Raw genomic sequence first — 25,152 nt, 5'->3', positions numbered from 1 at the left:
CTTCTCATGTCCAAAGGTGAACAATCAGCCATAGATCGCTCAAGAATGACGGTAAGCGATGAGATCGTCGTTTCCATGAAGGGGGTCAACAAGTGGTTTGGTCATTTTCATGTGCTGCGCGACATCAATCTCGAAGTTCAGAAGGGGGAGCGGATTGTTGTCTGCGGGCCCTCCGGTTCAGGCAAATCCACGCTGATCCGGTGTCTCAACCGGCTTGAGGAACATCAGCAGGGCGATATCCATGTCCACGGGATTGAGCTGAACAGAGACCTCAAGAACATTGAGGAAATCCGCCGTGAAGTCGGGATGGTCTTTCAGCATTTCAATCTCTTTCCCCATCTGACCATCATGGAAAACTGCACCCTGGCACCGATCTGGGTGCGCAAGATGCCCAAGAAAGAGGCCGAAGACATTGCCATGACCTTCCTTGAGCGGGTCAAGATACCGGAACAGGCGTTCAAATATCCGGGCCAGCTTTCCGGTGGCCAGCAGCAGCGCGTGGCGATTGCCCGCGCCCTGTGCATGCAGCCTCAACTCATGCTCTTTGATGAGCCGACGTCAGCCCTTGATCCGGAAATGATCAAGGAAGTGCTCGATACGATGGTCTCGCTTGCCGAGGATGGCATGACGATGATCTGCGTGACCCATGAAATGGGCTTTGCCCGCAAGGTCGCCAACCGGGTGATTTTCATGGATGAAGGCCAGATCATTGAGCAGAACGAGCCCGAGGAATTCTTCAACAACCCGCAGAGTGACCGGACCCAGCTGTTCCTCAGCCAAATCCTCAATCACTGAATCTGCGGCAGTTTCGGCTTACTGCTCAACCGGGCAATCCGGGCGGCTTCCCCATTCGCTCCAGGAGCCGTCATAGATCGCCACGTCCTCACGCCCGATCATGGCCAGCCCCAGCGCCAGCCCGCAGGCCGTCACCCCTGAACCGCAGGTGGTCACGACAGGTGTGTCTTTATCAAGAATGCTGAAAATCTCTTCAAGTTCGGGAAGATCCTTGATCAGCCCGGTGTCACGGTCGATGAGGCTGCCGATGGGGATGTTGATCGCCCCGGGCATGTGGCCGGAAGCAAGCCCGGGCCGTGGTTCGTCTTCGGTACCGGCAAAACGGCCGCGCGAACGGGCATCGACAACCTGCCGCTTGCGTTGAGCCGCCGGCACGTCAACAAGTCGCCGCATCGCCCCGAGCATCATCACGCCGTCATTGCCTCTGGGCTCATCGCAGGTAAACTGGCTGGCCATAAGCGATGGGATTTGCGATCCATGCTCGGTCGCGCCGCCCGCTTTCATCCAGGCGGTGAGGCCGCCATTCAGCACCCGCACATCCCCATGGCCGAAATACCGGAGCATGTACCAGGCCCGGGCCGAGGAATAGAAAGGCGAATCATCATAGACAATGATGGTATCTTCATTGCGGAGACCGAGTGCGCGCATATGACGCTGGAATACCGGCGCCGTCGGCATCGTATGGGGCAGCTCGGCGGTGGGATCGGCGATCGTGTTGATATCAAAGCGTATCGCGCCGGGGATGCGGCGTTCGAGATACTCGGCCTCCGGATCACGGCCCGAATTGGGCAGATGATAGCTTGCATCAAGAAAGACAACGCCGTCCTGACCCAAAAGCTTGATCGCATCATGTGCTGAAATAAGAGGGCTCATCGTGATCACTCCAGCCAGGTGGGGATGGGAAGGCTTTTTTCCCGGAGGAATTCGGGATTCCAGATTTTCGACTGATACCGCTGGCCGCTGTCGCAGAGAATGGTGACAATCGTATGGCCGGGCCCGAGATCCCTCGCAAGCCGGATAGCCCCCGCGACGTTGATGGCACTGGAGCCGCCAAGCAACAGGCCTTCATGGATCAGCAAATCATGGATAAGCGGCAGGGCTTCAAGATCGCTTATGCGATATTGGGTATCAATCGGCGCCATGGCGAGATTGCCGGTGATGCGCCCCTGACCGATCCCTTCACTGACCGAGTTTCCTTCGGCCTTGAGCTCGCCATGGGCATAGTGATTGAAGAGCGCCGAGCCTTCCGGATCACTGAGCGCGATGGTGATATCGGGGTTTTGCTCCTTCAAGTAGCGGCCGATACCGGCAATCGTGCCGCCGGAGCCGACCGAACAGGTGAACCCGTCGATCCTGCCGCCGGTCTGCTCCCAGATTTCCGGTCCGGTTGAAGTATAATGACCATGCTGGTTGGCGATATTGTCGAACTGGTTGGCCCAGATGACGCCGCCTTCATGCTGCGCTGCCAGCTCATTGGCAAGTCGTTCGGAATAGCGGACGTAATTATCCGGATTCTTGTAGGGAACCGCTGGCACGAGGCGAAGATCGACCCCGAGCAGGCGCAAGGCGTCCTTTTTTTCCTGGCTCTGGGTTTCGGGCATGACAATGACGGATGTATATCCCCGCGCATTGCCGCACATGGCAAGGCTGATGCCGGTATTTCCGGCCGTGCCTTCGACAATCATCCCGCCCGGTTTCAGCTCACCGCTTTCTTCGGCTCGCTCAATGATGCCGCGGGCGGCGCGGTCTTTCACCGATCCGCCTGGGTTCATGAACTCGGCCTTGCCGTAGATCATGCAGCCGGTCGCCTTGCTTGCACCTCTCAGCTGGATCAGCGGGGTGTCGCCGATGCTTTCCAGAAACCCGGGATATATCTTGGCCATATGCGATGCTCCATCAATGTGTTGAGGTGTTTTAGAACAGATTGCGTGTCGTGACAAACCCTGACCTCACCACAGGGAAAAATTTACTCCAAACGGGTATTTTTGATGAAAACTCTTTTTTGATCGGCCGTCATGGGGCAAGATACTCGGGTGAGGGAGGCTGGAATGGCGCGATTATTCATTTTTCGCCATGGCAAGACTGAATACACATCCCCAAGTGGTCATGATCGTGACCGCCGGCTTGTTTCACGCGGGGTACGCAACTCCATCCAGATGGCGGAACTGATGCAGCAGCATATGCCGCTCCCTGAAGTCATTCTCGTCTCTCCTGCCGTGCGGACATCCCAGACAGCCGATGAAGTGATGGGTGTTTTCGGCCCCGGGCCTGAAGTCATTCAGGATGACCGGCTATATCTTGCCGATGGCGACACGCTTTTTGAGGTGATTACCACCCGCGCCGCCGATGCCCGGGTTGCGATGGTGATCGGGCATAATCCGGGGCTTTTCGTTCTTGCCCATCTTCTGATGGCCGAAGATGGCAACAGGGCGTCCAAATCGGTGTCCGATTTTCCCACCGCCGCCCTGGCCGATCTTGTATTTGAACCCGAAACCTTCAGGGATCTTGAATACGATACCGGCCAGATGCTGTCGCTCCTGCGGCCCCGTGAACTCGGCTTCAACACCTGATACGGGCCGGCATCTTTGCCGAATTTTCCCCTACATGAACGCCTGAAGCCCGGTCTGGGCGCGGCCGATGATGAGCGCATGCACATCATGGGTACCTTCATAGGTGTTCACCGTTTCAAGATTGGCGGCGTGGCGCATGACGTGATATTCCTCCGAAATGCCGTTGCCGCCATGCATATCCCTTGCCATGCGGGCGATATCGAGGGCCTTGCCGCAGGAATTTCGCTTGACGATGGAAATGTTTTCCACCGGGCAGGTGCCTTCATCGAGCATCTGCCCGACACGAAGACAGGATTGCAACGCAATGGTGATTTCCGTCAGCATATTGGCCAGTTTCAGCTGGATGAGCTGGTTTGCCGCAAGCGGACGGCCGAACTGTTTGCGATCAAGCGTATATTGACGCGCGGCATGCCAGCAGAATTCAGCGGCCCCCAGGACCCCCCATGAAATGCCGTATCGTGCCTTGTTAAGGCAGGAGAACGGGCCCTTGATTCCTTCGACCCCGGGCAGAATGTTTTCCGCCGGAACAAAAGCCCCGTCCATCATGATCGAACCGGTCATGGAGGCGCGCAGCGAGAGTTTTCCCTTGATCATCGGGGTGGTGAACCCGTCACCAGCCTTGTCGCGTTCAACGATGAACCCCCGGATCACGCCATCAAGCTTGGCCCAGATAATCGCGATATCAGCAATCGGCGCGTTGGAGATCCACATTTTTGAGCCGGTAAGCGCATATCCGCCGTCAACCTCTTCCGCCCTGGTGATGAGCGATGCGGCATCTGAGCCGTAATCCGGTTCGGTGAGGCCGAAGCAACCGATCTTCTCACCCGTGGCAAGTGCTGGCAGCAGGCGTTGCTTCTGCTCTTCGGTGCCGAACGCGTTGATCGGGTGCATGACAAGCGATGACTGAACGCTCATGGCGGAACGGTAACCGCTGTCGATTCGCTCGATTTCCCGTGCAGCCAGCCCATAGCAGATATGGTTCATGCCGCCGCCGCCATATTCTGCCGGAATGGTTGGCCCCAGCAGGCCCATTTCACCCATTTTCAGCATGATGGAACGGTCAAATCCCTCTTCGCGATAATCCTCGATCACCCGCGGCAGAAGCACATCTTCCGCGAAGCGGCGGGCGCTGTCCCGCACCATCCGCTCCTCGTCGCTGAGTTGCTGGTCAAGAAGAAAGGGATCATCCCACTGAAATACAGGTTTAGCCATCATATGCCCTCCATAATGACCACAACTTATCCATGGCTGGACATAAAGGCAATATGTTGAAACAATGGAAATCCGGAAAACTGGAGATTGCCCCCGTGATTAAAGCCCTTCATATTCTCGTTGTTCTCGGATGCATGCTTTTATCTTCCATTGCCCATGCGGGCAGTCTCACCTACCGGGGAGGTGAGATCGAATACAAATCCGGCTATATGGATCCCGAAACCTTCAATGGCAAGATCAGGGACGTGGTCTTTCATCTCAATACCGGAGATATCGCCTATGCCGATTATCTCCATATCAGGACAACGCCGCTCGAGTATCCGGAGCGTCTCCGCATCGATACATTCGAAGTGCAGAATTTTACCTTTGAGAATACCGATGGGATTATCGCCCTGTCCAGCATGGACTGGTCCGGCCTCGAATTGCGCGGCACGTCACCGAATATAGCAAAGATCATCAATGGCGAAACCTTTGAAGACGACATTCTTCTTTTCGGGGATGTCCTTCTTGAAGGTCTTTTCATGGATTTTCAGGATGAGGGGATCGTGACCGTGAACAGGCTTGATCTTTCCACGCTTCAGGTGCCGCTCGGGGTGCTTGAAAACCTGCCCTTGCAGGAAGGCACGCTGGTGATTGATCAGCTTGTCATCTCCCCGGCCAGCGCGAGTTCGGAATTTGCCCGTGAACTGGCTGATCTCGGCCTTGAGCGTCTGGTAATCGATGCCCGCATGGAATCCGCCTTTGACCAGATGGCAGACCGGGTCAACACCCTGACCGACACCGATATCACCATCGAAGGTCTTGGCACGGCAAGGCTGATGATCGATATCGGGTTTCTGAACTCGACGCTACAGATGCTTGATGCCGTTCTGCGTTCGCCTGACATGTCTTCATCCGAACAGATGGGCGCACTCATTCTTTCAGGCGGGCTTTTCAACAAAGCAGAAATTACGATCACCGATACAGGCTTTCTGCCGCTGGCGTTTTCATCCTACCGGGAGCAATCCGGATCAGGCCGAGATGAAGCGGTGGCCGAAATCATGGAACAACTGGCCATGACAGCAGGTCTTTACGCCCCCAGAAGCTACACGCTCTTTGCTCCGGCGATTGAAGATTTCCTGCACAAGGGCGGCACCATCAGTTTTTCCATGCGGCCATCGGGCCCGACGCCGTTCTCGTCTTTTCTTGGTTTCGCCGCCGCCCCGGATACCGCGGTCACCCTCCTGGGCACGGATATCCGCCACTACCCGTGATTATCAAGAACTTAGATCTTCAGCCTGAGTACCTAAGGGGCAGTTATTCTGATTAATATGCTCAAAATAAAGAAATGGTGTATTTTGTGAGTTAAGGAAATGGATGGAGTAATATTACATATTTTTAGCAAAATGATACTTTAGTGATTTGCATGAAAAACGTATTTGGAATGTGTATAAAAAGCACCTTAAATTTAAACTTATTTTTTAAATGAATTAAGATTATCAATCTTTCTTCCACCAGATTACAGGCATAAATATATCTGCGTTTTGTTTTACATTTTTCTGATCTAATGTATGTGGAAGATTAATTTTCTTGGAGGAGATGAATTTATCTATCAAATCTTTTCTAATAAATGTGATTTCCAGAACCCTCGGAACTTCTATTTTTTCATATTCAGCAATTCCACAACAATTATTTGGATGAACATGGCAAATGACAAAGTTTTCAAATATCTTTTCAAATATACTGCTTATCATTTTTAGAAAATGATGCTGAAAAATTAATTGCCAAGAATGAAATTCGATAACCATTACGCTAAATCTAGAAAGTGTTTCAGCTGACTCGTAAATTAGGACATCATACTCTCCTCCCTCAATATCCATTTGAAGAAGCAATCCATTTTCATCACCATTAAGACTATCATTCATCCAATCTTTGAGTGTAATGAAATCACCATTTGACCTGTTACCTAAATATTTTTTTATAAAATTAAAATCGTCGTTAGATAGGGGCGAATTATCTACGCTTGCATCGGCCATGAAAGATTTTATTCGATTAGTTTTGCTTAATTCGTCTTCAAAATTAGCGGTGTCAGATACACCTGGGCTGAAACAATGGCTTATATCATTTCTAACATCTGGAATTAAATAACCACCATCTCCTTTACCCCCAACTCTGATAAGGTCTAGAGATACATAGTTATCTCTAAACCTTTCAATAAAGGCCATAACAGCATTAGGATTTAGAGAATTGTTTAAGGGGCTGTACCAGATAACTAGCCCATATGTTTGTTAACCCATTGTTTGACTTGTTTTAATTGCGTCTGTGGTGATGGGTTGTTGAATCGCCACTCGCACTCCTTTAAAAATAGCGGAAAATGCTTGGCAGGAATACCGTTAAATTTACGCATATGCCGTTTCGCCTGGTTCCAGAAGTTCTCAATGCCGTTAATGTGGTTTTTCTTATCTGCAAACAATACTGAATGATTAATGCGGTAATGCTTAAATTCAGATACATCAAGGACATTGTATCCACGCCAGCAATCTGAATATACGATGCTATCAGGCATAATACGATCTTCTATGATAGGTATAAGCGTTTGACCTGACGCATCTGGAATGATCTGTGTGTAAACCTTACCGCCACGTTTGAGGATACCAAACACAGGAACTTTGCCCGCAGAACCTCGCCCGCGTTTGCCTTTACGTGTGCCTCCAAAGTAACTCTCATCCACCTCAAATTCACCTGAAAGCACATCGTTATTTTGCGTCTCAAGGGCGATGATTTCCCGCAGACGATGAAAGTAATATGCTGCTGTTTTGAAGTTTACACCCACCAAATCAGCGGCACATCTCGCCGTCGTTCCCGCAACATAATGCTCCATCAATTTAGTCTGCTTCAATCGGCTTAATCTGCTCTTTCTCATCACTATACCTATAACTTGTACTAGTTATCTGGTACAGCCCCAAAAATTATTATTCTAGTTTATGTGTGCTTGAAGTCCGCATATGTACTTCGCTCAAATATCGACAATCACCAATAAATAAAGTTACATTTAACTTATAAAGGGAGTGATAATTAAACAAAATGCAACATTTCTGACAAACCACGTTTTCATCATCGAAATACTTCAACAAATGAAAAAAAATGAAAAAAAAATTCAGGAATTAATTCTTCTTTTTCAACAAGGAAAAACAGTTCAGGCATTTGATCTAGCGCTTTCCTTAAGCAGGAAGCATTCAAATATTCATCCTGTTTTTGAGATACTCGGATTAACAGCAGCGCAACTTAAAAGGTTTGATATCGCGGAAAAGGCATTTAACCGCGTAATTCTTCTGAAGCCAGATTATGCGCAAGCCTTCTACAATCTTGGCAATGTACTCCTGAGCTGCGGTAAACTTGAACAGGCCGAAGCAGCCTATGCCGACTCCATCAGGAAAAGCCCGGGTTTTCTTGATGCCTACATGAATTTGGGGAAGTGCCTCATCAGGCAAGAGAAACACGATCAGGCCATTGAGATATTTGATAAAGCATTGAGATTAAATAAAAATCTTGCTGAAGCCCATAGCCGGAAAGGTGTCGCTTTTTATCACTTGGGTGATATTTCACAAGCAATCCTCCAGTTCACAAAAGCCCTTGAGATCAATCCGCAAAATGCGGGAAGTTATTTCAACAGAGCTAAATGCCATAAGGAAACAGGCAGGTCTGATCTGGCGATTGATGATTACAAAGCCGCAATCAACATCCAGCCTGCCTATCCGGAAGCGCTGAACAATCTTGCAATTATTCTGAATGAACAGGGCTTTTTTCAGCAATCCATCAAATATCTTGAAAAATCCATTGCCGTTGACCCGACCTATTATTTCGCCTTCAACAATCTTGGCAATTTTTATAAGGAAAAGAAGGAACTTGATCAGGCGGTTCAATTCTACATTAAAGCTATTCATGCAAATAAGGACAATTATGAAGCCTATTACAACCTTGGCGAAACACTCGAGGGGCAGGATAAATTTGAACAGGCTCTCTCTTCATTTCAGAAATCGCTCAAGATAAATCCTGATTACCATAAATCCCGAATTGGTATGATGTCTCTTAACAGGAAAATGTGCGAATGGGCGGATTTCGAAAGTGATCAACAATTATTGGCGGTAATTGATGTTAAATCATCTCCGATACCTACACACATGCTGCTTTCAATGGAAGATCATCCCGAACGACAAATGGATCGGTCAAAATCCTATGCTGAAACTATTAAACCCAAAACCCTGCCGTTAACGAGGGCTCCCCAATCATCTGCCGGCAAGAAGATACGCGTCGGGTTTTTCAGCGCGGATATCAAAGATCATCCGGTGCTGCATATGACATCTGGGTTGTTCCGGGAATACGACCGTTCAACACTTGAAGTTCATCTTTTCAGCTTTGGTTTGCCTGATAACAGTGATATCCGCGAAGAGGCCGCAAAGGATGTTGATGTTTTTCATGATCTTCATGAATTGCCAGAAAATGAGATAATTATTGTCGCCCGGAACCAGCAACTCGATATTGCGATAGATATGATGGGGTATACGAAAGACGCAAAAATCGGCCTTTTTGCTCAGCGCCTCGCCCCCGTCCAGATAAACTATCTTGGATACCCGGGAACACTGGGAGCAGGGTATATTGATTACATGATTGCAGACCGCCATGTCATCGGCGACGGCCAGGAGAAATTCTACTCCGAACATATCATCCATATGCCCGATACGTTTTTCCCATCGGATAATTTGCGTGAAATTGCCGCTGATCCGAAAACAAAATCCTATCATGGCCTGCCGGAAGATAGTTTTGTCTTCTGTTGTTTTAACAGCAGTTACAAAATCAGCCCCGAGGAATTCGATATCTGGATGCGGGTGATGAAAAAGATACCCGGAAGTGTGCTCTGGCTACCCGATGGGCATGAGCGGACGGTCAACAACCTCAGAAGAGAAGCGGAAAACAGGGAAGTTAATGGGGACCGGCTCATCTTTGCCGGCAGAATCCCGGAGATGCGTGATCACTTGGCGCGCCTCCAGCATGCTGATCTTTTTCTCGACTGCTTTAACTACAATGCCCATTCCACCGCGAGCGATGCGTTATGGGCAGGTGTCCCGCTGGTTACAAGACCAGGGGAGCAATTTGCCGCCCGTGTTGCGTCAAGCCTTCTTTATGCGTTGGGGCTTGATCAGTTGGTGACAAAATCATCCAAGGAATATGAAGACCTCATTCTTAATCTTGCCAAGGATAAAGATAGATTGCAGAAGATCCGTGAAACACTTGCTGCAAACAGGAAAACGCACCCTTTATTCGATGCGAAAAGATATGCCAGAAATTTTGAAAAGGGGCTTGAGAAAGCCGTCGATGCATATCAGCGCGGGATAAAAAAACAGCATATTTTCGTGACTGGGGATTAGCGTCGGGAAACATTCTTCTGTCCCTCATCTGTTTCCCCGGCTCGAAACCGTCCCGCAAAAAATTGAAAGTAAGGAAAATGGCTCCCCGGGACGGTGGAGAACCCCGCGTGGCGTTGCCACGCTGCCATTGATAAAGGAGGCGGCTCGAAACCGTCCCGCAAAAAATTGAAAGTAAGGAAAATGGCTCCCCGGGACAGAGTTCGAAGCCTATACATAGCACCATTTCAAGACTGTTTCCAGCAATATCAATATCTTAGCAGGGCCAGCGTATTGGTCAACTATCAAAACCTTACCTGCAACCTTACCTGAACCCAGGGCCAAGGATCGAGGGACAAGTTTCAGCCATCAATGAGCCAAGTTTAGAGCATCATGGGCCAAGGTTCGGGGGCCGAGGACCTTGGAACTAAGACTTTGGACCTCGGACCTCGGATCGGGGTTGTAGGGTGATGTCGTAGTGTAAAGAAGGCAAGTTCACAAACATTATGAATGGGCCGTAGTATTGACACTTTGACGTAAAATCACGAGGTTGGGTGAAAGGTAGGTTCTAAGTCACACCAAATCTTTAACTGTTATATCCTGATATTGAGTTTTTTCAATATAAGCATTAACGGCCTGTCTCAAACCATCTTCAAAGTTTCTTGCATAACGGTTCGTGTCAAATAAAGGGTGGTTCAATTTATTCGAAGAAAGTTTATCTTTTACTGCAGAAAGTTTTACTGGGTTTAAAGCCAATTCTATTATCTTATTCTCATAATCTTTTTCAGTGAAAGTAATGAGTTCAGCCAACCCGACAGCGTTTAAAAGACTTGAAGCAACCCTGGCTGCATACTGTTTCCCTTGTTTTGTTACAATGGGAAGTCCTGCCCATAACGCATCACTGGCTGTCGTATGCGCATTGTAATTAAAGGTATCTATAAACAAATCAGCATGTTGAAGCCTTTCCAGATGTTCTGATAAGGAGGGCACTCTTTCTGCAAAAATAATTCTGGCTGGATTTACCCCTCGTTTTTCTGCCTCTTTTTTCAAGTTATCTTCTGCCAAGTTATTTGATTTCAACAGCCACAAGACACTTCCATCGACTTTCAATAATATTTTCATCCAAATATCAAATTCTGATGAGCTGATTTTATTAGTATTATTGAAGCAACAAAATACAAAACCTTTTTCAGGTAAACTGTTCCCAGCTTTATCTGTTTTGTCTGTAGAAAACTCCCTCAGGTTATCATTGGGCTGAAAACAATGAGGCATATAAATAATCTTTTCAGAATAAAATTTTCTGTATGTATCAGGAATAATAATTTTATCGGCAATGATGTAATCAATAAAATCTGCACCCATTGTGCTTGGATAACCTAAGAAGTTTATCTGAACCGGTGCAATCCTGTCCTTGAACAAGTTTGATCGTGAGTGTGCAGTATATCCATTAAGATCTATGGCAACATCTAAATCATGGCTCCTTACTAAATCTACAACATCTTCATCGAGATCACTTTCAATATCGAAGAAATGGTCAACAAGTTTTGCAACCTTTCTTTGCATAATTCTTTTTGAGTCATTCTTATAACTGTAAATATAAATTTCGTTTTTAGTCTTATCATACTCCCTCAATAGACCCATTATCAAATACATAACAGGGTGTTCACGAATGTCAGAACTGAAAAAACCAATTTTCAGTTTTTGTTCCGGGTTGTGTGATTTATCTATTTTGAATGTATTTTGATATTTAAATTTTAACTTTGCCCAATTTAAGGATCTCTTAAATTGACCCTCCGGACAATCTTCAATTGAAATCATGGGAAGAGGAGTTATAGCTTCGGACGTAATACCTAATTTGGATGAAATGTAATTTTTATAATTTAAAAATGTCCAGTCACAATTGCTAAGGCAACGATTAATCCATTCAACTTCTATTATAGGGTTGTCCGGAAATCGTATTTTTGCATTTTTCAAAATATCCTGTGAATTTTTCAGATCATTATTCATTGAATATGCAAGAGAGAGAGTAATATAAGGTTTGTAATCATCCGGATTAAGTTTTATTGCAGTAACGCTATCTTTAATGGATCTTTCAGTATTCTGAAGTGAGAGATGAATAGTGCCTCTGTTTGCAAAATATCTGTAATCATTATTATTTATATTAATTAAATTATCATAGATTTCCAATGCTTCTGAAAACTTATATTGTTTTTCCTTAACTAAGGCGATTCCATAATTAAATTCAATATTTTCCGGATAAATCCTGTTGCCTTCAGAAAAAATGTTTAACGCTTTAGATATTTGCTCTCTTTCAAATAAGAGATTGCCGAATGTCAGCAACAAATCCGAATTAAATTTATTAGACTTAATTGAATTATATAATAGCTCATATGCCTGTTCTGGATTACTGGTTTTAATTTTGCAAATACATACTGCATTGAAAATGTCTAGGTTATCTGGAAAAACCTCATACAACTTCTCAAATTCAACTAAAGCATCAAAGTAAAGTTCCTGTTCAATAAAGGCTTTCCCCTTTTCATATATTTTTTGAGCATCGATTTCTAACATTAAATACATATCTTTCTTTCGGGAAAAATAACTAATATGTTGTTTCATATATTTTTATAGTTATTTCAACTATAAACAATTTAATCGTCCTAAAAACCGCACACTAAAGGTACTTTCGGTGCTGTCGAAAGTAATAAAGAAGGAAACTTTGCGGTAGAGACGTCAAATGGTGGTACACCATTTAAACCTCTGGGTGGGGTGAGTGATACACCAATATATGGTGCCGGATTATTTGCTGAAAATAATATGGGTGCTTGTTCAACACCTGGCTGGGGCAAGTTTATAGCCAAAGTATTGCTATTACATTTGGCGGTAGTAAAGTCGGATAGGATAAGTTCAGCTAAAGAGTTATCCAAAAAGTCTCCTCAGCCAATGGGGCGGGCGGATTAATCCTGCTGGATAGTTTGGGCTTGCCAAGTATACATTATAATACAAATAAAATAGCATTTTGCTACAGTGACCCAACTTCAGGTGAAATTGTGAGTGGGCTTTTAGTTATAGAAGGTTGTATTAGTATTGCGCCTCAGTTTTGTTTGTATTGGCGAAGCCAGACATTTATTGCAGTTTGTGGTTGTTTGGTGCTGTGGAACCATTCGGCGTAAAGGACTTCTCGTCTAGAACCTGTTTAGACTAACCTAAGCCAGCCTATGGTTTTTGGCACTAAACTAGACATATCTCACAATGGTATAAAGCTTTTCAGCATTTCATAATCCAGGTGCAAGTAGCGGCGGTTGTATTCCCCCACCAAATATTACACTAAGTAATCCAACCCTTCTGACCCCAATAAACATGCGGTATGATAATACCTCATATTCGGGGTATTTTGAATGCTAACAAAAGACAATGTAACCATCGGTGTTGAATGGCGTTTCGGGGCAGATTGGCCCGGACAGAGATGCGGTGCCAAGACCAGAAAGGGGACTGCTTGTCAGCGTCCTGCTAACAAAAGGAATGGGCGTTGCAGAGTTCATGGAGGTGCCAGCACTGGTCCAAGGACCGAGGAAGGACGCACTCGGATCTCTGAGGCCAACCTGCGTCACGGGAGATACACCAAGGACAAGTTAGAGAAGCGTCGTGAGAATGCTGCTCAGGGTCGGGAGATCAGGAAGGAACTTCGCCAGATAGAACGTGAATTAATTGCTGGAGGTATATTAGAAAGAAATTGGAAAGATAATTTATGAAGTTAGTTTCTTGAGCCATGTAACGATGAGATTTTCTATGAATCCCTCCCTTTCCTAAAGGCCATGATATAACCAAATTATCTTTTATATGTTCAGGCTGTTCAGTGTTCATCCCCCCTTAATGGGGGTGTCTTAGCCCCGTAAAACTGTGCCATAATTTGATAGAGACGGAGGATCGAAATTATGGCTAGGAAGCGTTATACGGACGAAGATATTTTGAAGCTGTTACGTGAGATTGAAGTTCATATTCATGGTGGCATGGATGTTGTTAGCGCTTGTCGCAAGGCAGGAGTTTCGGACAAAACCTATTACGGCTGGCGCAAGAAATTCGGCGGCATGGGGCGGTCTCAGCTCAGCGAGATGAAGTCGCTGCAAAAAGAGAATGATCGGCTCAAAAAGATTGTAGCGGAACTTGAGTTGGACAAGTTGATCTTGAAGGAAAGCTTGGATTTTTTAAAGCCAAAGGTCTGACGCAAGAGCAACAACGTCAGGCCGTCATTCATACAAGACAAAAGCTCAACACATCTGAGCGACGAACATGCAAGGTCTTGGATATTGCTCGTTCAACGCTGAACTACAAGGCGGTTCAGCACGATGATGATGCCCTACGCTTGGCCATGATGAGATTGGCCAAGGCGTATGGCCGCTACGGCTATCGGAAGATAACTCAGTTGCTGCAGATCGAGGGCTGGAAGGTCAACCACAAGCGAGTAGAACGATTATGGCGTGAAGAAGGGTTGCAACTTCCACAGCGTCACAAGAAACGAAAACGCCTGTATCACAAAGACAGCTCTGTCATCAGGCTAAGACCTCAGCATTCAAATCATATTTGGTCGATTGACTTTGTCCACGATAAGCTAACAAATGGACGCAGCTACAAAATGCTGACCGTTATCGATGAATACACACGAGAAGCTTTGTGCGTGGCCGTCAGGCCGAAGATGAATGCCAATGACGTGCTGGACGTATTGTTTGATCTGATCCTTAAGCGAGGAAAACCAAGGTTCATCAGATCGGACAACGGCCCCGAGTTCATTGCAGAGCATCTTCAAACTTGGCTTAGGAAGGTTGGCATCGAGCCAATCCAAATCTATCCAGGCTCGCCTTGGGAAAATGGCTATAACGAGCGCTTCAATGGCACGTTACGCAATGAAGTGCTAAACGCAGAATGGTTCCACACTGTCCATCAAGCGCAAACTGCAATCAATGTATGGCTCCGCCAATACAATCACATCAGACCACATCATGGACTAAATATGCGACCGCCCGTACCTGAAACACTAGTAGAGTAATCGAAAATTAGTGGCACAGAAAATTGGGGCTAGACAGGGGATGAACTGAACGCTGGTGTTCAATCGTATGTTCATTTCTGAACATAGTTATAACCATTGGACATATTGGTTTTCGCTATGACAAATAGGATGCTTGAACATTCATTTGAACAATTTTGTTCAAAACGGTAAATCGTCCTCCTGAACATCCCCTAATCCCTTTGGCAACTTAAAACGGGTTGGCCAAATTTGGTGAAGTAAGTATTCACCGTCATGATTTAATACATAACTGTTTTTTACAGGTTGAAGTAGTCCAGACAACCTCAATTTTTGGATTGCTTCATTAACTGAACCAACAGCCATTTCAAGATCTTTAGCGATCTTTCTCTGAGGTGTATGCCCATTTTCTTTTAGATATCGGAGAACTAAGTGATGTTTTTCAATAAAGTCGTTTTCTTCTTCGCAATACAACTCAGTCCCATGTTCTATGTCATGACGTAGTAAAATTGTACCATGGTCAGGTCTTGGCCTTTTACCCCTTAATTTGGTGAACTTAAACTCAAACCTTTGTTCACCAGGCATTGTCACTCTCTTTTTATCAGGCTCCTTAAGATGGATGATAAAGTCCATTGGCACCTCGATTATAGATGCTCCTCTTTGTTGCCCACTTTTACCCGCATGATGAACAATAATGACGGTATGACCAAGATGCCTAAGTGAAATTAGCCAATCTAATAACGACTGGGCTTCACTATTATCATTTTCGTTTATACCTCTTCTTAAGGTTGATAAGTTATCAAGCACGATCACCTGGGGGCGACACCCTTTGTTCTCTAAGTCCTGTAACAAATCATTGATGGCGTTTTGTTCTGACCTTTCATCAAGACAAATTGGAACCCCATCCCTATAAAGAGTCTCTGATGGCAAGAGATACAAACCATCAATTGGTTTTTTGGCTAGGCTCTGGAACCTCTCTTTTATCTCTGCGAGTGCCATTTCACCATCTACATAGAGAACACCTTGTTTGCTAGATATAGGCCAGCCTAAAAACTGTTTGGCCCCTCCAGCTATTGCAATTGATAAGGCCATACAGAACCAACTCTTACCATGACCTCGTTCAGCATATACCATTCCAAAACTATCTTTAGGCATCCACGACCCAATGAGATACTCACGAGGCGGAATATTCATCACTTGAAGTTCAGAAAAAGAAACGACGTATTTAGAGAGATCTCTGGGAGTTTCTAAATTTTTATTAGCAAGATTGTCTAACTCTGAAACAATATTCATTATACCCCCTCCCTTTTTCTTATTGAGTTGAAAACTGTGAATACCTCTCTGCTATCTAACGGGGGTCTAAAACATGTTTTGTTGATGTGGTGGACCATCTCTAACACAACTTCAGGCTCATATTTTTTCATCAAAAAGCCGCAGCGTCTTGTTAGTTCTACGTTCCGAGAGCCTTCCTCTATTGGACGTAACAACTCTTTTGCGACAGTACTGGCTTGAGAGTATCGACGAACTTTGGTTCGTTTGAGCAAAGTTTTCAATTCATGGATCATAGGATAGTCATTGTTAATAACTCGCTGCTTGTCGCAGAGCCATTGATATTCCCCCAAACTAGATACGCTCCCTGCTCCAATCACATAACCACCATGTGAGCGAATATCTAAGCCTAACCCTAATCGCCCTGCAGAACATGGGTAATAGTCATCACCAGTTGAAATATATAAATGTAACCCTCCACTCGGGGTTAGTACCGCTGGGTAGATAGATAAACGTTGAAGCCCAAGATCCTCTGCAGTTTTAAATCCATCCTTGTTTTCCCTTTTGTCAATATCAACAACTGTTAGTCCATTGACCGCACCAGTTGGAACTCCAATCATTGCACTAGGCCAAGGAGTAAATAGTTTAATAATCTCCTCTGGCTTATTAGAGGCCATTTGTTGCCAATTTGAAATGAATGGATGTTTGTTGCTGGGGTTGGCGGGAAATACCCGCCAACCAAATTCTGTTGCCATTTCAATGGCTACATTAATTGGAGATTTCATTTTCAATCTCCTCTAGATGCTTGCCTTTGAAATACCACAAAACATCCAATGCAAATTGTCCATAATTACCTCTGATCCAGTCATTGACAGCATCTGCATCAAAAACAGGCTCTCTTGCAGGACATGGAAGAGGTTCTGGAAAACCCTCTTCCTTTATCCAGCGTTTAATTGAATCAGGATGACAATTGAATTCACGACACACGTCAGAACGTGTAACAAGGTTAAAAATACCCATGGCAAATCTCCGTGGCCCTAATTGAGCCAATAAGGTTTATATGTAATGAGATCTGCGTCGCATTTAATGAGCCGCGGTAGCATACGTTCACCGCTACTGCGTGATTTTGATTAGGTTCACGAAACCATACACGGTTGCTCAAATCGTATATCCAATTGTATCCCAGAAAACTAATAATGTGGACCCCCTATAGGCATTTTTTTTCAAATAAATTTACTCCACACTATCTCCCTCCATCCATCCCCCCGCAGTCTTACTCTAGAACCAAGCCCCTGCATTCAGGGGGTGCCCCATGGATGAATTTACTGGATCCTCCCCAAAACCCCCAAGTAACCCCGATCCAAGGTCCAAAGTCTTAGTTCCAAGGTCCTCGGCCCCCGAACCTTGGCCCATGATGCTCTAAACTTGGCTCATTGATGGCTGAAACTTGGCCCTCGATCCTTGGCCCTGGGTTCAGGTAAGGTTGCAGGTAAGGTTTTGATAGTTGACCAATACGCTGGCCCTGCTAAGATATTGATATTGCTGGAAACAGTCTTGAAATGGTGCTATGTATAGGCTTCGAACTCCGTCCCGGGGAGCCATTTTACATGAACCAAGATCCAAGGACCGAGTGCCAAGTGACTGTTTCCAATGGATTTCAAAAAGGCTGTAAAATGTCCACCTTATCTCGTCCCACGAACCCCGAAACTGACCCCCGAGTAAAAGCCGTTTTTGATGATATAAGAGCCACACGGGGTAGCGATTTCATCAACAATCTTTGGCACTATCTCGCTTTTAACCCAGAACTACTTGAAACAATATGGCGAGATGTAAAAGCAGTAATGGCTACACCCAGTAGCCTTGACCCTATGACTAAGGAGTTAATATACGCGGCTGTTTCGATAGCAAATAGCTGTGATTATTGCATTCATTCACATACGGCTGCGGCTAGATCAAAAGGTATGACGGATGAACAATATGCGGAGTTTCTCTCAATCGTATCTCTCGCAGGCCGAACAAATCACCTCTTGAATGGCATTAAAGTGCCTGTTGACCCAGAGTTTGACCACTCTTAACGCGGGGATATTTCTTCCATCCATCTTGCTTTGACGTTGAGGTCATAGCCTTTGCCATAGCGTTGGCATATGCCTTTAGTGGTCCAGCCACCTATGGCATCAAGCCCTAGCCTCTATCAACTTTTGCTGAAAATATGCGACCCCAGCTTCGTGGCGTGGTGAAAGTGGCCCTGACCTGTACCCACCACTCTCATAGTTTTTTTGAACGGCAATGCAGACTTCAAAATCCTCTCGTATCACCTCAAGGTTATCAGCTATGACCTTTGCACGCTTAGATGCATTATTTTCAGAAATATCCTCAAAATAAAAATTATAAATCAACTCTGTTTGATGATGATTAATCGGATTAATTCGGGATGTGTTCATGCCCCCATCAAATAGAGATAAAGTCCAATTTGGCCACATCCATAACCATTTGCCGCGATAGAACAATCCTTCACGAGGTGGCGCCGTCATTTTTACCATCCCATCCAAAGCAACAGTTTCAAATTTTTCAAATTCGATTGCGCTATGAAATTTAGGATGGATACCGGGAATATGATATCCTTCAACAAAATTATCGGTATAGATTTTCCAGTTGGCATCAAATACCAATTTTTCTTCTTGCACCCACTTGTACTGTTCAATAGGTTCATTTTGTAGTTCAGATGCGAGCGTACCTAATTGATCCTCAAGCGCTTTTTCTGGTGATAGTGAAATAAATAAAAATCCACGCCACTCACATAATTCTACTTGATCAAGAGACCAATCACTTTTCTTAAAATCCGGATCGTCTCCCCACCACGGAACATTTAAAAGAGAGCCATCGTCTTGCCAGACCCATTGATGGTATGGGCAGCGTATGGTTTGGCAGCGCCCTGTTCCTTCTGGCAATAATCGAGCACCGCGATGGCGGCAAACATTGCGAAATGCACGAATTCCGTCTTTAGTCATAACAGCAAAAACTTTGTTTCCCGCGATTTCAGTGGCAATATAATCGCCTCGGTTTGTCAATCGAGAAGAGGGGCAAAGTAATTGCCAGCTAGATTTAAAAATCTTATCCACATCTGATGCGTGAATGGCGGGAGAGATATAGTTGATAGGATCGAGGTTTTTCATAAGTTTTCTTTACCCGTTCATGATATTGCAAAATTATCATACATATTGATAACGTTCAAATATGGGTAAATAACCCAAAACCTTTTGGCAAATGAGTTCCATGCGCCAACTGCCATGCACCAAGTACCAGATGTCAAGTGACTGTTTTATCGGGGTTCAATGATTAAACTTGGATTATTAATTGCCTCATCCACTTTGCTTTGACGTTGAGGTCATAGCCTTGGCCATAGCGTTGGCCTATGCCTTCGGTTGTCCAGCCACCTATGGCATCTACAATGTCAGAAGGGCATTCAACCGCTCTGAGACGATCTCTGAGGCTGTGACGGAAGGAGTGGATGACACATCCTTCTGGTAGCCTTGGCTTAAGCCATTTGTTGAGGGCTGCACTGGCTGAGTTGGCATTGCACTTATCTGAGTTGCAGTATTTGGGGAAGGCAAACTCTGTCTCCTGAGCCTTTATCTGCTCTGCTGCCCATAGGGATGCACCTATCAATGGTATCTCTCTGGTGCTTGAGGAAGTCTTCAGCCTACGCCATGGGTGCTCTCTAAGGCTGATGTGAGGGATATTGGTATCTAGAATGATATCTGAAGAGAGCAGGCCGCAGGCTTCTGACAGCCTCATGCCCGTATCACTGATCAGGGCTATCAACCAGCGCGGTTCATCATCAAGGCTTCTGCATTCCCCTTGGATCTGTCTGATGACATCAACGGGAACAGGCTGTCTCTCCTTACTCTTGTTGTCTTCAGGAATGAAGGTTCCGTTGAACACATTGGTCATAGCAAGCCCATGTTCTTTTATGGCCAAGTTCATAATTGCCCTTACAGATGAGAAGACCCGTTTAACGGAGGAAGAGGACATTCCCCGCTCAAATAGAAAGTCCCTGAACCGTCCAGCATCTGCTGGTTCAAGACCATTTAGGACATCATGGCCAACGCACTCAATCAGATAACGAATGCTTCGGTTAGATACTTCAAAGAAGAGTTTACTCTTCCCCGTTCCCCTGAGCCGTTGATACAGGGCTAATGCATCAGACAAACTCACTTCAGTTGTACTTGCATTATGAGATTTGTCTGGAAAAACACTAATTCCCAGCTCACGGGAATAGATCATCTCCATCCTGATGCTATCCCAGTATCGTTCCAGTCGATCGGAGAGTGCAGCAGCAGACTTGGCTGCTTTTGCCTCTGACTTTGTCCGAAGGGAGACTTCAATCTTTTTCTTGTTAAACCGATGACGGAGATCCGAAGGCACCGCCCTCGAAAAGTAAAAAGTATCGTTTCTTTTGTAAAAGTATACCGGAGACCTTACCCACACCATAGAACACCAAACTCCTGTACCCGAACATTAATCGTTTGGAAACAGTCACTTGGCACTCGGTCCTTGGACCTTGGTTCATGTAAAATGGCTCCCCGGGACGGATTCGAACCGCCGGCCAAGCGATTAACAGTCGCTTGCTCTACCGCTGAGCTACCGGGGAACACGGTGAAAATGTCTTAGACAAGATCGGCCCGGGATGCAAGACCGAAAACATATTTTTTTCAATCCCGGCTCATTTCCATCCGAACCAGAACTTTCTTTGCCAGCGACGGCATGGCGGCATCGGTCAGCGCCTCGGCCCTGATTTCGCCGAGATCAGCTCCGGCCCGTCGGGCGCCGGTATTCGCATAGGCCGGATCATAGTGCTGCTCAATGAGCGCCCCGACAAGCTCATGCCACTGCCCGTTTCGGGCAAGCTTACGCCAGCTTTCACAGATCTCACGGCCGTGCCGCTGGATCATGCCGTCAAAGAGGCGGTCCAGCCCGGATGGATTATTGATCAGATGCGCGTAATCCCGGATAAGGAATTCCACCCGGCTTTCCCGTGATGCGGTGATCGTGATCTGCGGGGATTGCTGCATCCTCTGCCAGAGCATTCGCGGAATATGGCAGGATCCGATGCGGCTGCTTTCCGCCTCGATGAGCACTGGCCGTGCAGGATCAAGCCCTGCCATGACATCAAGAAGGCAGGTTTCAAAAAACCGCTGGCTGGGTTGCTCCTGCCCCGGTTCATGGCCGAGCAGGGAGCCGCGATGCCGGGCCAGCCCTTCAAGATCAATGACCTGTCCACCCACAGCCTGTACCGAGCGCAGGATCCGGGTTTTGGCCGTGCCGGTCGCGCCCTTAAGGATGATGAGATCAAGATCAGGGGAGATCTGGTCAATCGCATCCATCACATTCTTGCGATATCGTTTATAGCCGCCATCAAGCACGGTGACGAGCCAGCCGATTTCGGCCAGAATACGCGCCATGGAGCCGGACCGCTGGCCGCCACGCCAGCAATAGATCAGCGGCCGCCAGTTGGTGTCATGCGCCCCGAGCCTCGCCTCGATATGCCGTGCGATATTGACCGCCGCCAGTCGCGCCCCGAGCTTGCGGGCCTCAAAGGGGCTGACCTCTTTGTATATCCGGCCGACTTCGGCACGTTCCTCGTTATCCAGAACCGGCAGGTTGATCGCGCCCGGGATATGATCATCCTCGAATTCGGCCGGGCTGCGGGCATCGATGATCACCCCCTCATGAGATTTCCAGTCTTCGGTTGTAAGAATAGGCGCGACCATCAGCCGCGTATCCGTATCTGGCCCAGGCCGTCATCCCGGACACGCCCGATTTCGGCGAGGAAGATGCCTTCTTTTTCAGCCTCCTCCATGAGGGTGCCGATACATCCCCGGGGAACAACGGCAAGAAGCCCGCCTCCTGTCTGCGGGTCATGATAAAGGCTTGTATCGATCTCGCCAAGGGGGAGGAGCGGGGCTGATCTTTCATTCATCCCGGCAAGAGAGGACCGCACGCCCTGTCCTGCCAGCGCCGTGACGCCCGGAATTACCGGCAGGGCGTGATGGTCACATTCAGCGGAAAAACCCCGCCCGTCTTCCCGATCAAGAAGGGAACGCAAATGCCGGGCCAGCCCGAACCCGGTCACGTCCGTCATCATGAACGGCCCGTGCCTCGCAAGAAGCGCGGCGGCCCCGCCATTTGATAGCGACATGACATCGATGGCTTTCCGGCGGATCTCTCCATTCGCGCCGTCAATACCCCGTGCATGTGCCGCCATGATCATTCCTGTGCCGAGGGGCTTGGTCAGCACAAGGCCGTCGCCGTCCTTGACCTCCGCGAGCGTGAGATCATCCGGCCGTGTTCCGGTGACCGAAAACCCAACCTGAAGGGCATGGCTTTCCGATGTATGCCCGCCGACAAGCCGGGTATTTTCTTCCGCCAGAGCCAGCATGGCGCCTGCCAGTATCTGGGTGATGTCATCCTGCTGCAGCCGTGCCAGCGCCGGCGGCAGGGTCAAAAGCGCCAGCGCATTGATGGGGGTGGCGTTGCTGGCATATAGATCACTCAGGGCATGGAGCGCGGCAATACGGCCAAGAAGAAAGGGATCATCCACCATCGCCGTCAGCGCATCGATGGATTGAACCATGACCATACCGCCTATCTCGGTCATTGCGCTGTCTTCGGTGATAGGGGATTTTTCGGTCATTCCGGGCGCAATCTCGTTGAGATGATTGCGCGCTGCCGCCAGCGCCTGATCAAGGGACGCCCATCCGGCTTTGGCGGCACAGCCAAGACAGCGCATATCGGCGAGCGCCGGATCCTCGCCCTCGCCTGTGATCTGTCGGGCAAGTTGAGGGGGTGGCGGCGCTGGCATTTCCCTCATTGCGGAAAACCTCTTCATGAACCGTCGGTCAATCCATTCCTTGAGATGCCAGCCCGCCGCCGAACCCGGCACCACCAGATTGCCCCTGACGGCAAGAGCCCGGCCACCGCCGGTCCCGACAAGGGCAAGATAGTTCCGTTGCGGGTGCCAGGATTTAAGCCGCTGGCCGAGAAGCGCGCGGCGGAGATTTTCGGCAAGATAAGGGCCGGCCCTGACGGCAAAAACCCCGGCTTTCGGCCGCCTCTCTGCTTCAAGCGTGGCAATGTCACCGGCGGCGAATATCTCCGGATGACTGATGGATTGCAGGCTTCGGTTGACCGCAATGAACCCGCGCTCATCAAGGGCAAGGGACGTGCCGGCAAGCCAGGCCGGCGGCGATGCCGGGGTAATGACAAGGATGAGATCAGCCGCCAGTCCCTCATCCCCGTCGAGTATCGCCATCCCGGGTTCGACCCGGTCAAGGGAGGTCTGAAGGCGAACATCAATGCCTCTTGACGCAAGCTCCCGTTCCATCATCCGTGATGCCGCCTGCGGGTATTCCGCCGCCAGCCGTTCCCCGCGATGGACCAGCGTGATCCGGGCCCTGCGCGTGCCGGTGACATTCAGTCGCTCATCAAGGGCAAGAGCTGTCTCAACCCCGGCCGCGCCGCCACCCGCGAGCAGCAGATGCGGGGCGTCCATATCCGGGTCAAGCACGGCATCGAGGCGCGGGAGCAGGGTTGAGATAGGCTTGATGCCGATGGCGTGTTCTCTCGCCCCGGTGATGGCGTCCAGATCGGTGCTGGCCCCGATATTGATCGACATGAGATCATAGCTAAGCGGCGGCCTTCCCTTGATGCCGATCGTTCGTGCTTCCGGGTCGATGGAGGAGATTTCATCATGGATGAAGCGCGCCCCGGCATGGCGGGCAAGATGGCTCAGATCAAGGGTGATCTCTTCCCGGCCATAAACACCTTCGATATATCCGGGCAGCATGCCGGAATAGGGGGTCATGACATCCCGGCTGATCAGCGTCAGGCGCAGGCCGGGCATCGGCGCCATGGCAAATTTCTTCAGCACCGCAATCTGGGCATGACCACCCCCCACCAGCACGAGGTGACGCAAATGAGGCGTGATGGGGGAGGGAGTCATCATGGCGCTGTCGTGTTCACGGGGGTAAGCTCGATGATCAGCACCGCCACCAGGATCAGGAACGCACCGAGAATGGCAATCGACGCCATGGCCTGCCCGAGGATCATCCAGCCGGCAAGGGCGGCAAACACCCCTTCGAGGGACAGAATGATTGCCGCCGCCGCATTGGATGCACGTTTCTGGGCAAGGAGCTGGAAGGTGAATCCGGCCCCGATGGAAAGCACCCCGGTGAAAAGGATTTCCGGTAGTGCCGGGACCATGGCGGCCAGGCTGAAAGGTTCGGTCAGGATCATGATCATCAGGCATAGCATAGTTGTTATGGCACTCTGGGCAAAGGCCAGTTGAAACGGCGCCGCTGTTTCCCTGACGCACCAGCCGACGAGCATGATATGCCCGGCCCAGAAAAACGCCCCTAAGACGACCAGCACATCGCCGAACACAGCGTCTTCAGGCGATGCGCCGGACATCAGCCATGATCCGGCCATGAAGACCAGCACCGCCAGCCAGCGATAAAGAGAGATATTGTCACGGAAAATCACCAGCCCCATCAGGGGAACCAGCGGCACATAGAGCGTGGTGAGAAAAGCGGTATTGGCAACACTGGTAATGCCGAGGCTGATCTGCTGCAGGAGCGAGCCTGTCGCCATCAGCACGCCGAGCATCAGCACCGGCAGCGCAAGCGACCGGCTTTTACCGCGTCCTTTATCACGCACAAGCCCGGCAAGAGAGACTTTCCGCGCCTCCCATATGGCAAGCGGCAGGATGGCCAGCGCACCGGCCAGAAACCTCCAGAAAGTGAAGCCATAAGGCCCCAGCGTTTCCATCGCCGTTGTCTGGAAAACAAAAGAAACCCCCCAGATAAGGGCGGTCAGCATCAATAGAAAATGGGCAAGAAGTTTCATCATT

The 25,152-nt window shown here is 48.2% G+C and carries 20 protein-coding genes, 1 tRNA gene and 2 pseudogenes; 8 read left to right on the top strand and 15 right to left on the bottom strand.

What is annotated here, in order from left to right:
• Nucleotides 1–6: 6 nt before the first annotated feature.
• Nucleotides 7–795, top strand: a complete 789-nt coding sequence (locus tag AB8880_05910; protein ID XDZ66914.1) for an amino acid ABC transporter ATP-binding protein — start codon at nucleotides 7–9, stop codon at nucleotides 793–795.
• A gap of 18 nt (nucleotides 796–813) precedes the next feature.
• Here the strand turns inward: AB8880_05910 and AB8880_05905 are convergent, their stop codons facing one another.
• On the bottom strand, nucleotides 814–1,668 hold the full coding sequence (locus AB8880_05905; GenBank protein ID XDZ66913.1) for a sulfurtransferase: 855 nt from the start codon (nucleotides 1,666–1,668) through the stop codon (nucleotides 814–816).
• Nucleotides 1,669–1,673: 5 nt separating this feature from the next.
• Nucleotides 1,674–2,678, bottom strand: a complete 1,005-nt coding sequence (locus AB8880_05900; protein XDZ66912.1) for a cysteine synthase A — start codon at nucleotides 2,676–2,678, stop codon at nucleotides 1,674–1,676.
• A 165-nt stretch (nucleotides 2,679–2,843) separates the two neighbouring features.
• Here AB8880_05900 and AB8880_05895 point away from each other — a divergent pair, with 165 nt between their 5' ends.
• Nucleotides 2,844–3,365, top strand: coding sequence for a histidine phosphatase family protein (locus tag AB8880_05895; GenBank protein ID XDZ66911.1), 522 nt, complete (start codon nucleotides 2,844–2,846; stop codon nucleotides 3,363–3,365).
• Nucleotides 3,366–3,395: 30 nt separating this feature from the next.
• Here AB8880_05895 and AB8880_05890 read toward each other — a convergent pair whose 3' ends face one another.
• Nucleotides 3,396–4,577, bottom strand: coding sequence for an acyl-CoA dehydrogenase (locus tag AB8880_05890; protein ID XDZ67030.1), 1,182 nt, complete (start codon nucleotides 4,575–4,577; stop codon nucleotides 3,396–3,398).
• A gap of 95 nt (nucleotides 4,578–4,672) precedes the next feature.
• Between AB8880_05890 and AB8880_05885 the strand changes: the two genes are divergently transcribed.
• Entirely contained in the window at nucleotides 4,673–5,830 is a 1,158-nt protein-coding gene (locus AB8880_05885) for a hypothetical protein (GenBank protein XDZ66910.1), read from the top strand.
• A gap of 225 nt (nucleotides 5,831–6,055) precedes the next feature.
• Here AB8880_05885 and AB8880_05880 read toward each other — a convergent pair whose 3' ends face one another.
• Together AB8880_05880 and AB8880_05875 are read right to left on the bottom strand one after the other, a co-directional pair.
• Nucleotides 6,056–6,781: an FkbM family methyltransferase gene (locus AB8880_05880; GenBank protein XDZ66909.1), complete on the bottom strand. Its 726-nt coding sequence runs from the start codon at nucleotides 6,779–6,781 to the stop codon at nucleotides 6,056–6,058.
• 47 nt (nucleotides 6,782–6,828) lie between these two features.
• Complete coding sequence (locus AB8880_05875) at nucleotides 6,829–7,479, bottom strand: IS1595 family transposase (GenBank protein XDZ66908.1); 651 nt, start codon at nucleotides 7,477–7,479, stop codon at nucleotides 6,829–6,831.
• Between the two features lie 145 nt (nucleotides 7,480–7,624).
• Between AB8880_05875 and AB8880_05870 the strand changes: the two genes are divergently transcribed.
• Nucleotides 7,625–9,982 (top strand): tetratricopeptide repeat protein, encoded by a 2,358-nt coding sequence (locus tag AB8880_05870; GenBank protein XDZ66907.1) that lies wholly within the window; start codon nucleotides 7,625–7,627, stop codon nucleotides 9,980–9,982.
• Between the two features lie 549 nt (nucleotides 9,983–10,531).
• On the opposite strand, the gene AB8880_05865 is transcribed toward AB8880_05870, so the two are convergent.
• Complete coding sequence (locus AB8880_05865) at nucleotides 10,532–12,526, bottom strand: hypothetical protein (GenBank protein XDZ66906.1); 1,995 nt, start codon at nucleotides 12,524–12,526, stop codon at nucleotides 10,532–10,534.
• Between the two features lie 114 nt (nucleotides 12,527–12,640).
• Between AB8880_05865 and AB8880_05860 the strand changes: the two are divergent.
• The 3 genes and pseudogenes from AB8880_05860 to AB8880_05850 all read left to right on the top strand — a co-directional run bounded on the left by AB8880_05860 (nucleotide 12,641) and on the right by AB8880_05850 (nucleotide 14,999).
• A pseudogene (locus AB8880_05860) lies at nucleotides 12,641–12,916 on the top strand (isoaspartyl peptidase/L-asparaginase).
• A 437-nt stretch (nucleotides 12,917–13,353) separates the two neighbouring features.
• Nucleotides 13,354–13,707, top strand: coding sequence for an HGGxSTG domain-containing protein (locus AB8880_05855; GenBank protein XDZ66905.1), 354 nt, complete (start codon nucleotides 13,354–13,356; stop codon nucleotides 13,705–13,707).
• Between the two features lie 183 nt (nucleotides 13,708–13,890).
• Nucleotides 13,891–14,999: pseudogene (locus AB8880_05850) on the top strand (IS3 family transposase).
• A 159-nt stretch (nucleotides 15,000–15,158) separates the two neighbouring features.
• Here AB8880_05850 and AB8880_05845 read toward each other — a convergent pair.
• The 3 genes from AB8880_05845 to AB8880_05835 are packed head-to-tail and all read right to left on the bottom strand — an operon-like array spanning nucleotide 15,159 to nucleotide 17,264.
• Nucleotides 15,159–16,268 carry an AAA family ATPase gene (locus AB8880_05845; GenBank protein XDZ66904.1) on the bottom strand — a complete coding sequence of 370 codons (1,110 nt, stop codon included), beginning with the start codon at nucleotides 16,266–16,268 and terminating at the stop codon, nucleotides 15,159–15,161.
• Nucleotides 16,268–17,029, bottom strand: a complete 762-nt coding sequence (locus AB8880_05840; protein XDZ66903.1) for a bifunctional DNA primase/polymerase — start codon at nucleotides 17,027–17,029, stop codon at nucleotides 16,268–16,270. The genes AB8880_05845 and AB8880_05840 overlap by 1 nt, the downstream gene beginning before the upstream one ends.
• A complete protein-coding gene (locus AB8880_05835) occupies nucleotides 17,013–17,264 on the bottom strand; it encodes a helix-turn-helix transcriptional regulator (protein XDZ66902.1) in 252 nt (83 codons plus the stop codon). Before AB8880_05835 ends, AB8880_05840 begins: the two co-directional genes overlap by 17 nt.
• A gap of 653 nt (nucleotides 17,265–17,917) precedes the next feature.
• Between AB8880_05835 and AB8880_05830 the strand changes: the two genes are divergently transcribed.
• Nucleotides 17,918–18,319, top strand: a complete 402-nt coding sequence (locus AB8880_05830) for a carboxymuconolactone decarboxylase family protein (GenBank protein XDZ67029.1) — start codon at nucleotides 17,918–17,920, stop codon at nucleotides 18,317–18,319.
• Between the two features lie 99 nt (nucleotides 18,320–18,418).
• Here AB8880_05830 and AB8880_05825 read toward each other — a convergent pair whose 3' ends face one another.
• From AB8880_05825 to AB8880_05800, 6 genes are all read right to left on the bottom strand, one after another.
• Entirely contained in the window at nucleotides 18,419–19,417 is a 999-nt protein-coding gene (locus tag AB8880_05825; protein ID XDZ66901.1) for an aromatic ring-hydroxylating dioxygenase subunit alpha, read from the bottom strand.
• 163 nt (nucleotides 19,418–19,580) lie between these two features.
• Complete coding sequence (locus AB8880_05820; GenBank protein XDZ66900.1) at nucleotides 19,581–20,735, bottom strand: DUF6538 domain-containing protein; 1,155 nt, start codon at nucleotides 20,733–20,735, stop codon at nucleotides 19,581–19,583.
• An 85-nt stretch (nucleotides 20,736–20,820) separates the two neighbouring features.
• A tRNA-Asn gene (locus tag AB8880_05815) sits at nucleotides 20,821–20,895 on the bottom strand.
• 61 nt (nucleotides 20,896–20,956) lie between these two features.
• Nucleotides 20,957–22,015: a tRNA 2-selenouridine(34) synthase MnmH gene (gene mnmH, locus AB8880_05810; protein XDZ66899.1), complete on the bottom strand. Its 1,059-nt coding sequence runs from the start codon at nucleotides 22,013–22,015 to the stop codon at nucleotides 20,957–20,959.
• Nucleotides 22,015–24,249, bottom strand: coding sequence for a selenide, water dikinase SelD (selD, locus tag AB8880_05805; protein XDZ66898.1), 2,235 nt, complete (start codon nucleotides 24,247–24,249; stop codon nucleotides 22,015–22,017). The genes mnmH and selD overlap by 1 nt, the downstream gene beginning before the upstream one ends.
• Entirely contained in the window at nucleotides 24,246–25,151 is a 906-nt protein-coding gene (locus tag AB8880_05800; GenBank protein ID XDZ66897.1) for a DMT family transporter, read from the bottom strand. The genes selD and AB8880_05800 overlap by 4 nt, the downstream gene beginning before the upstream one ends.
• Nucleotide 25,152: the final 1 nt, after the last annotated feature.

This window comes from Alphaproteobacteria bacterium LSUCC0684 (assembly GCA_041228335.1).
In the GTDB taxonomy this organism is placed as follows: domain Bacteria; phylum Pseudomonadota; class Alphaproteobacteria; order Puniceispirillales; family UBA1172.
Note: the sequence above shows the minus strand (reverse complement) of the source record. Positions and strands in the feature narration are given on the sequence as shown.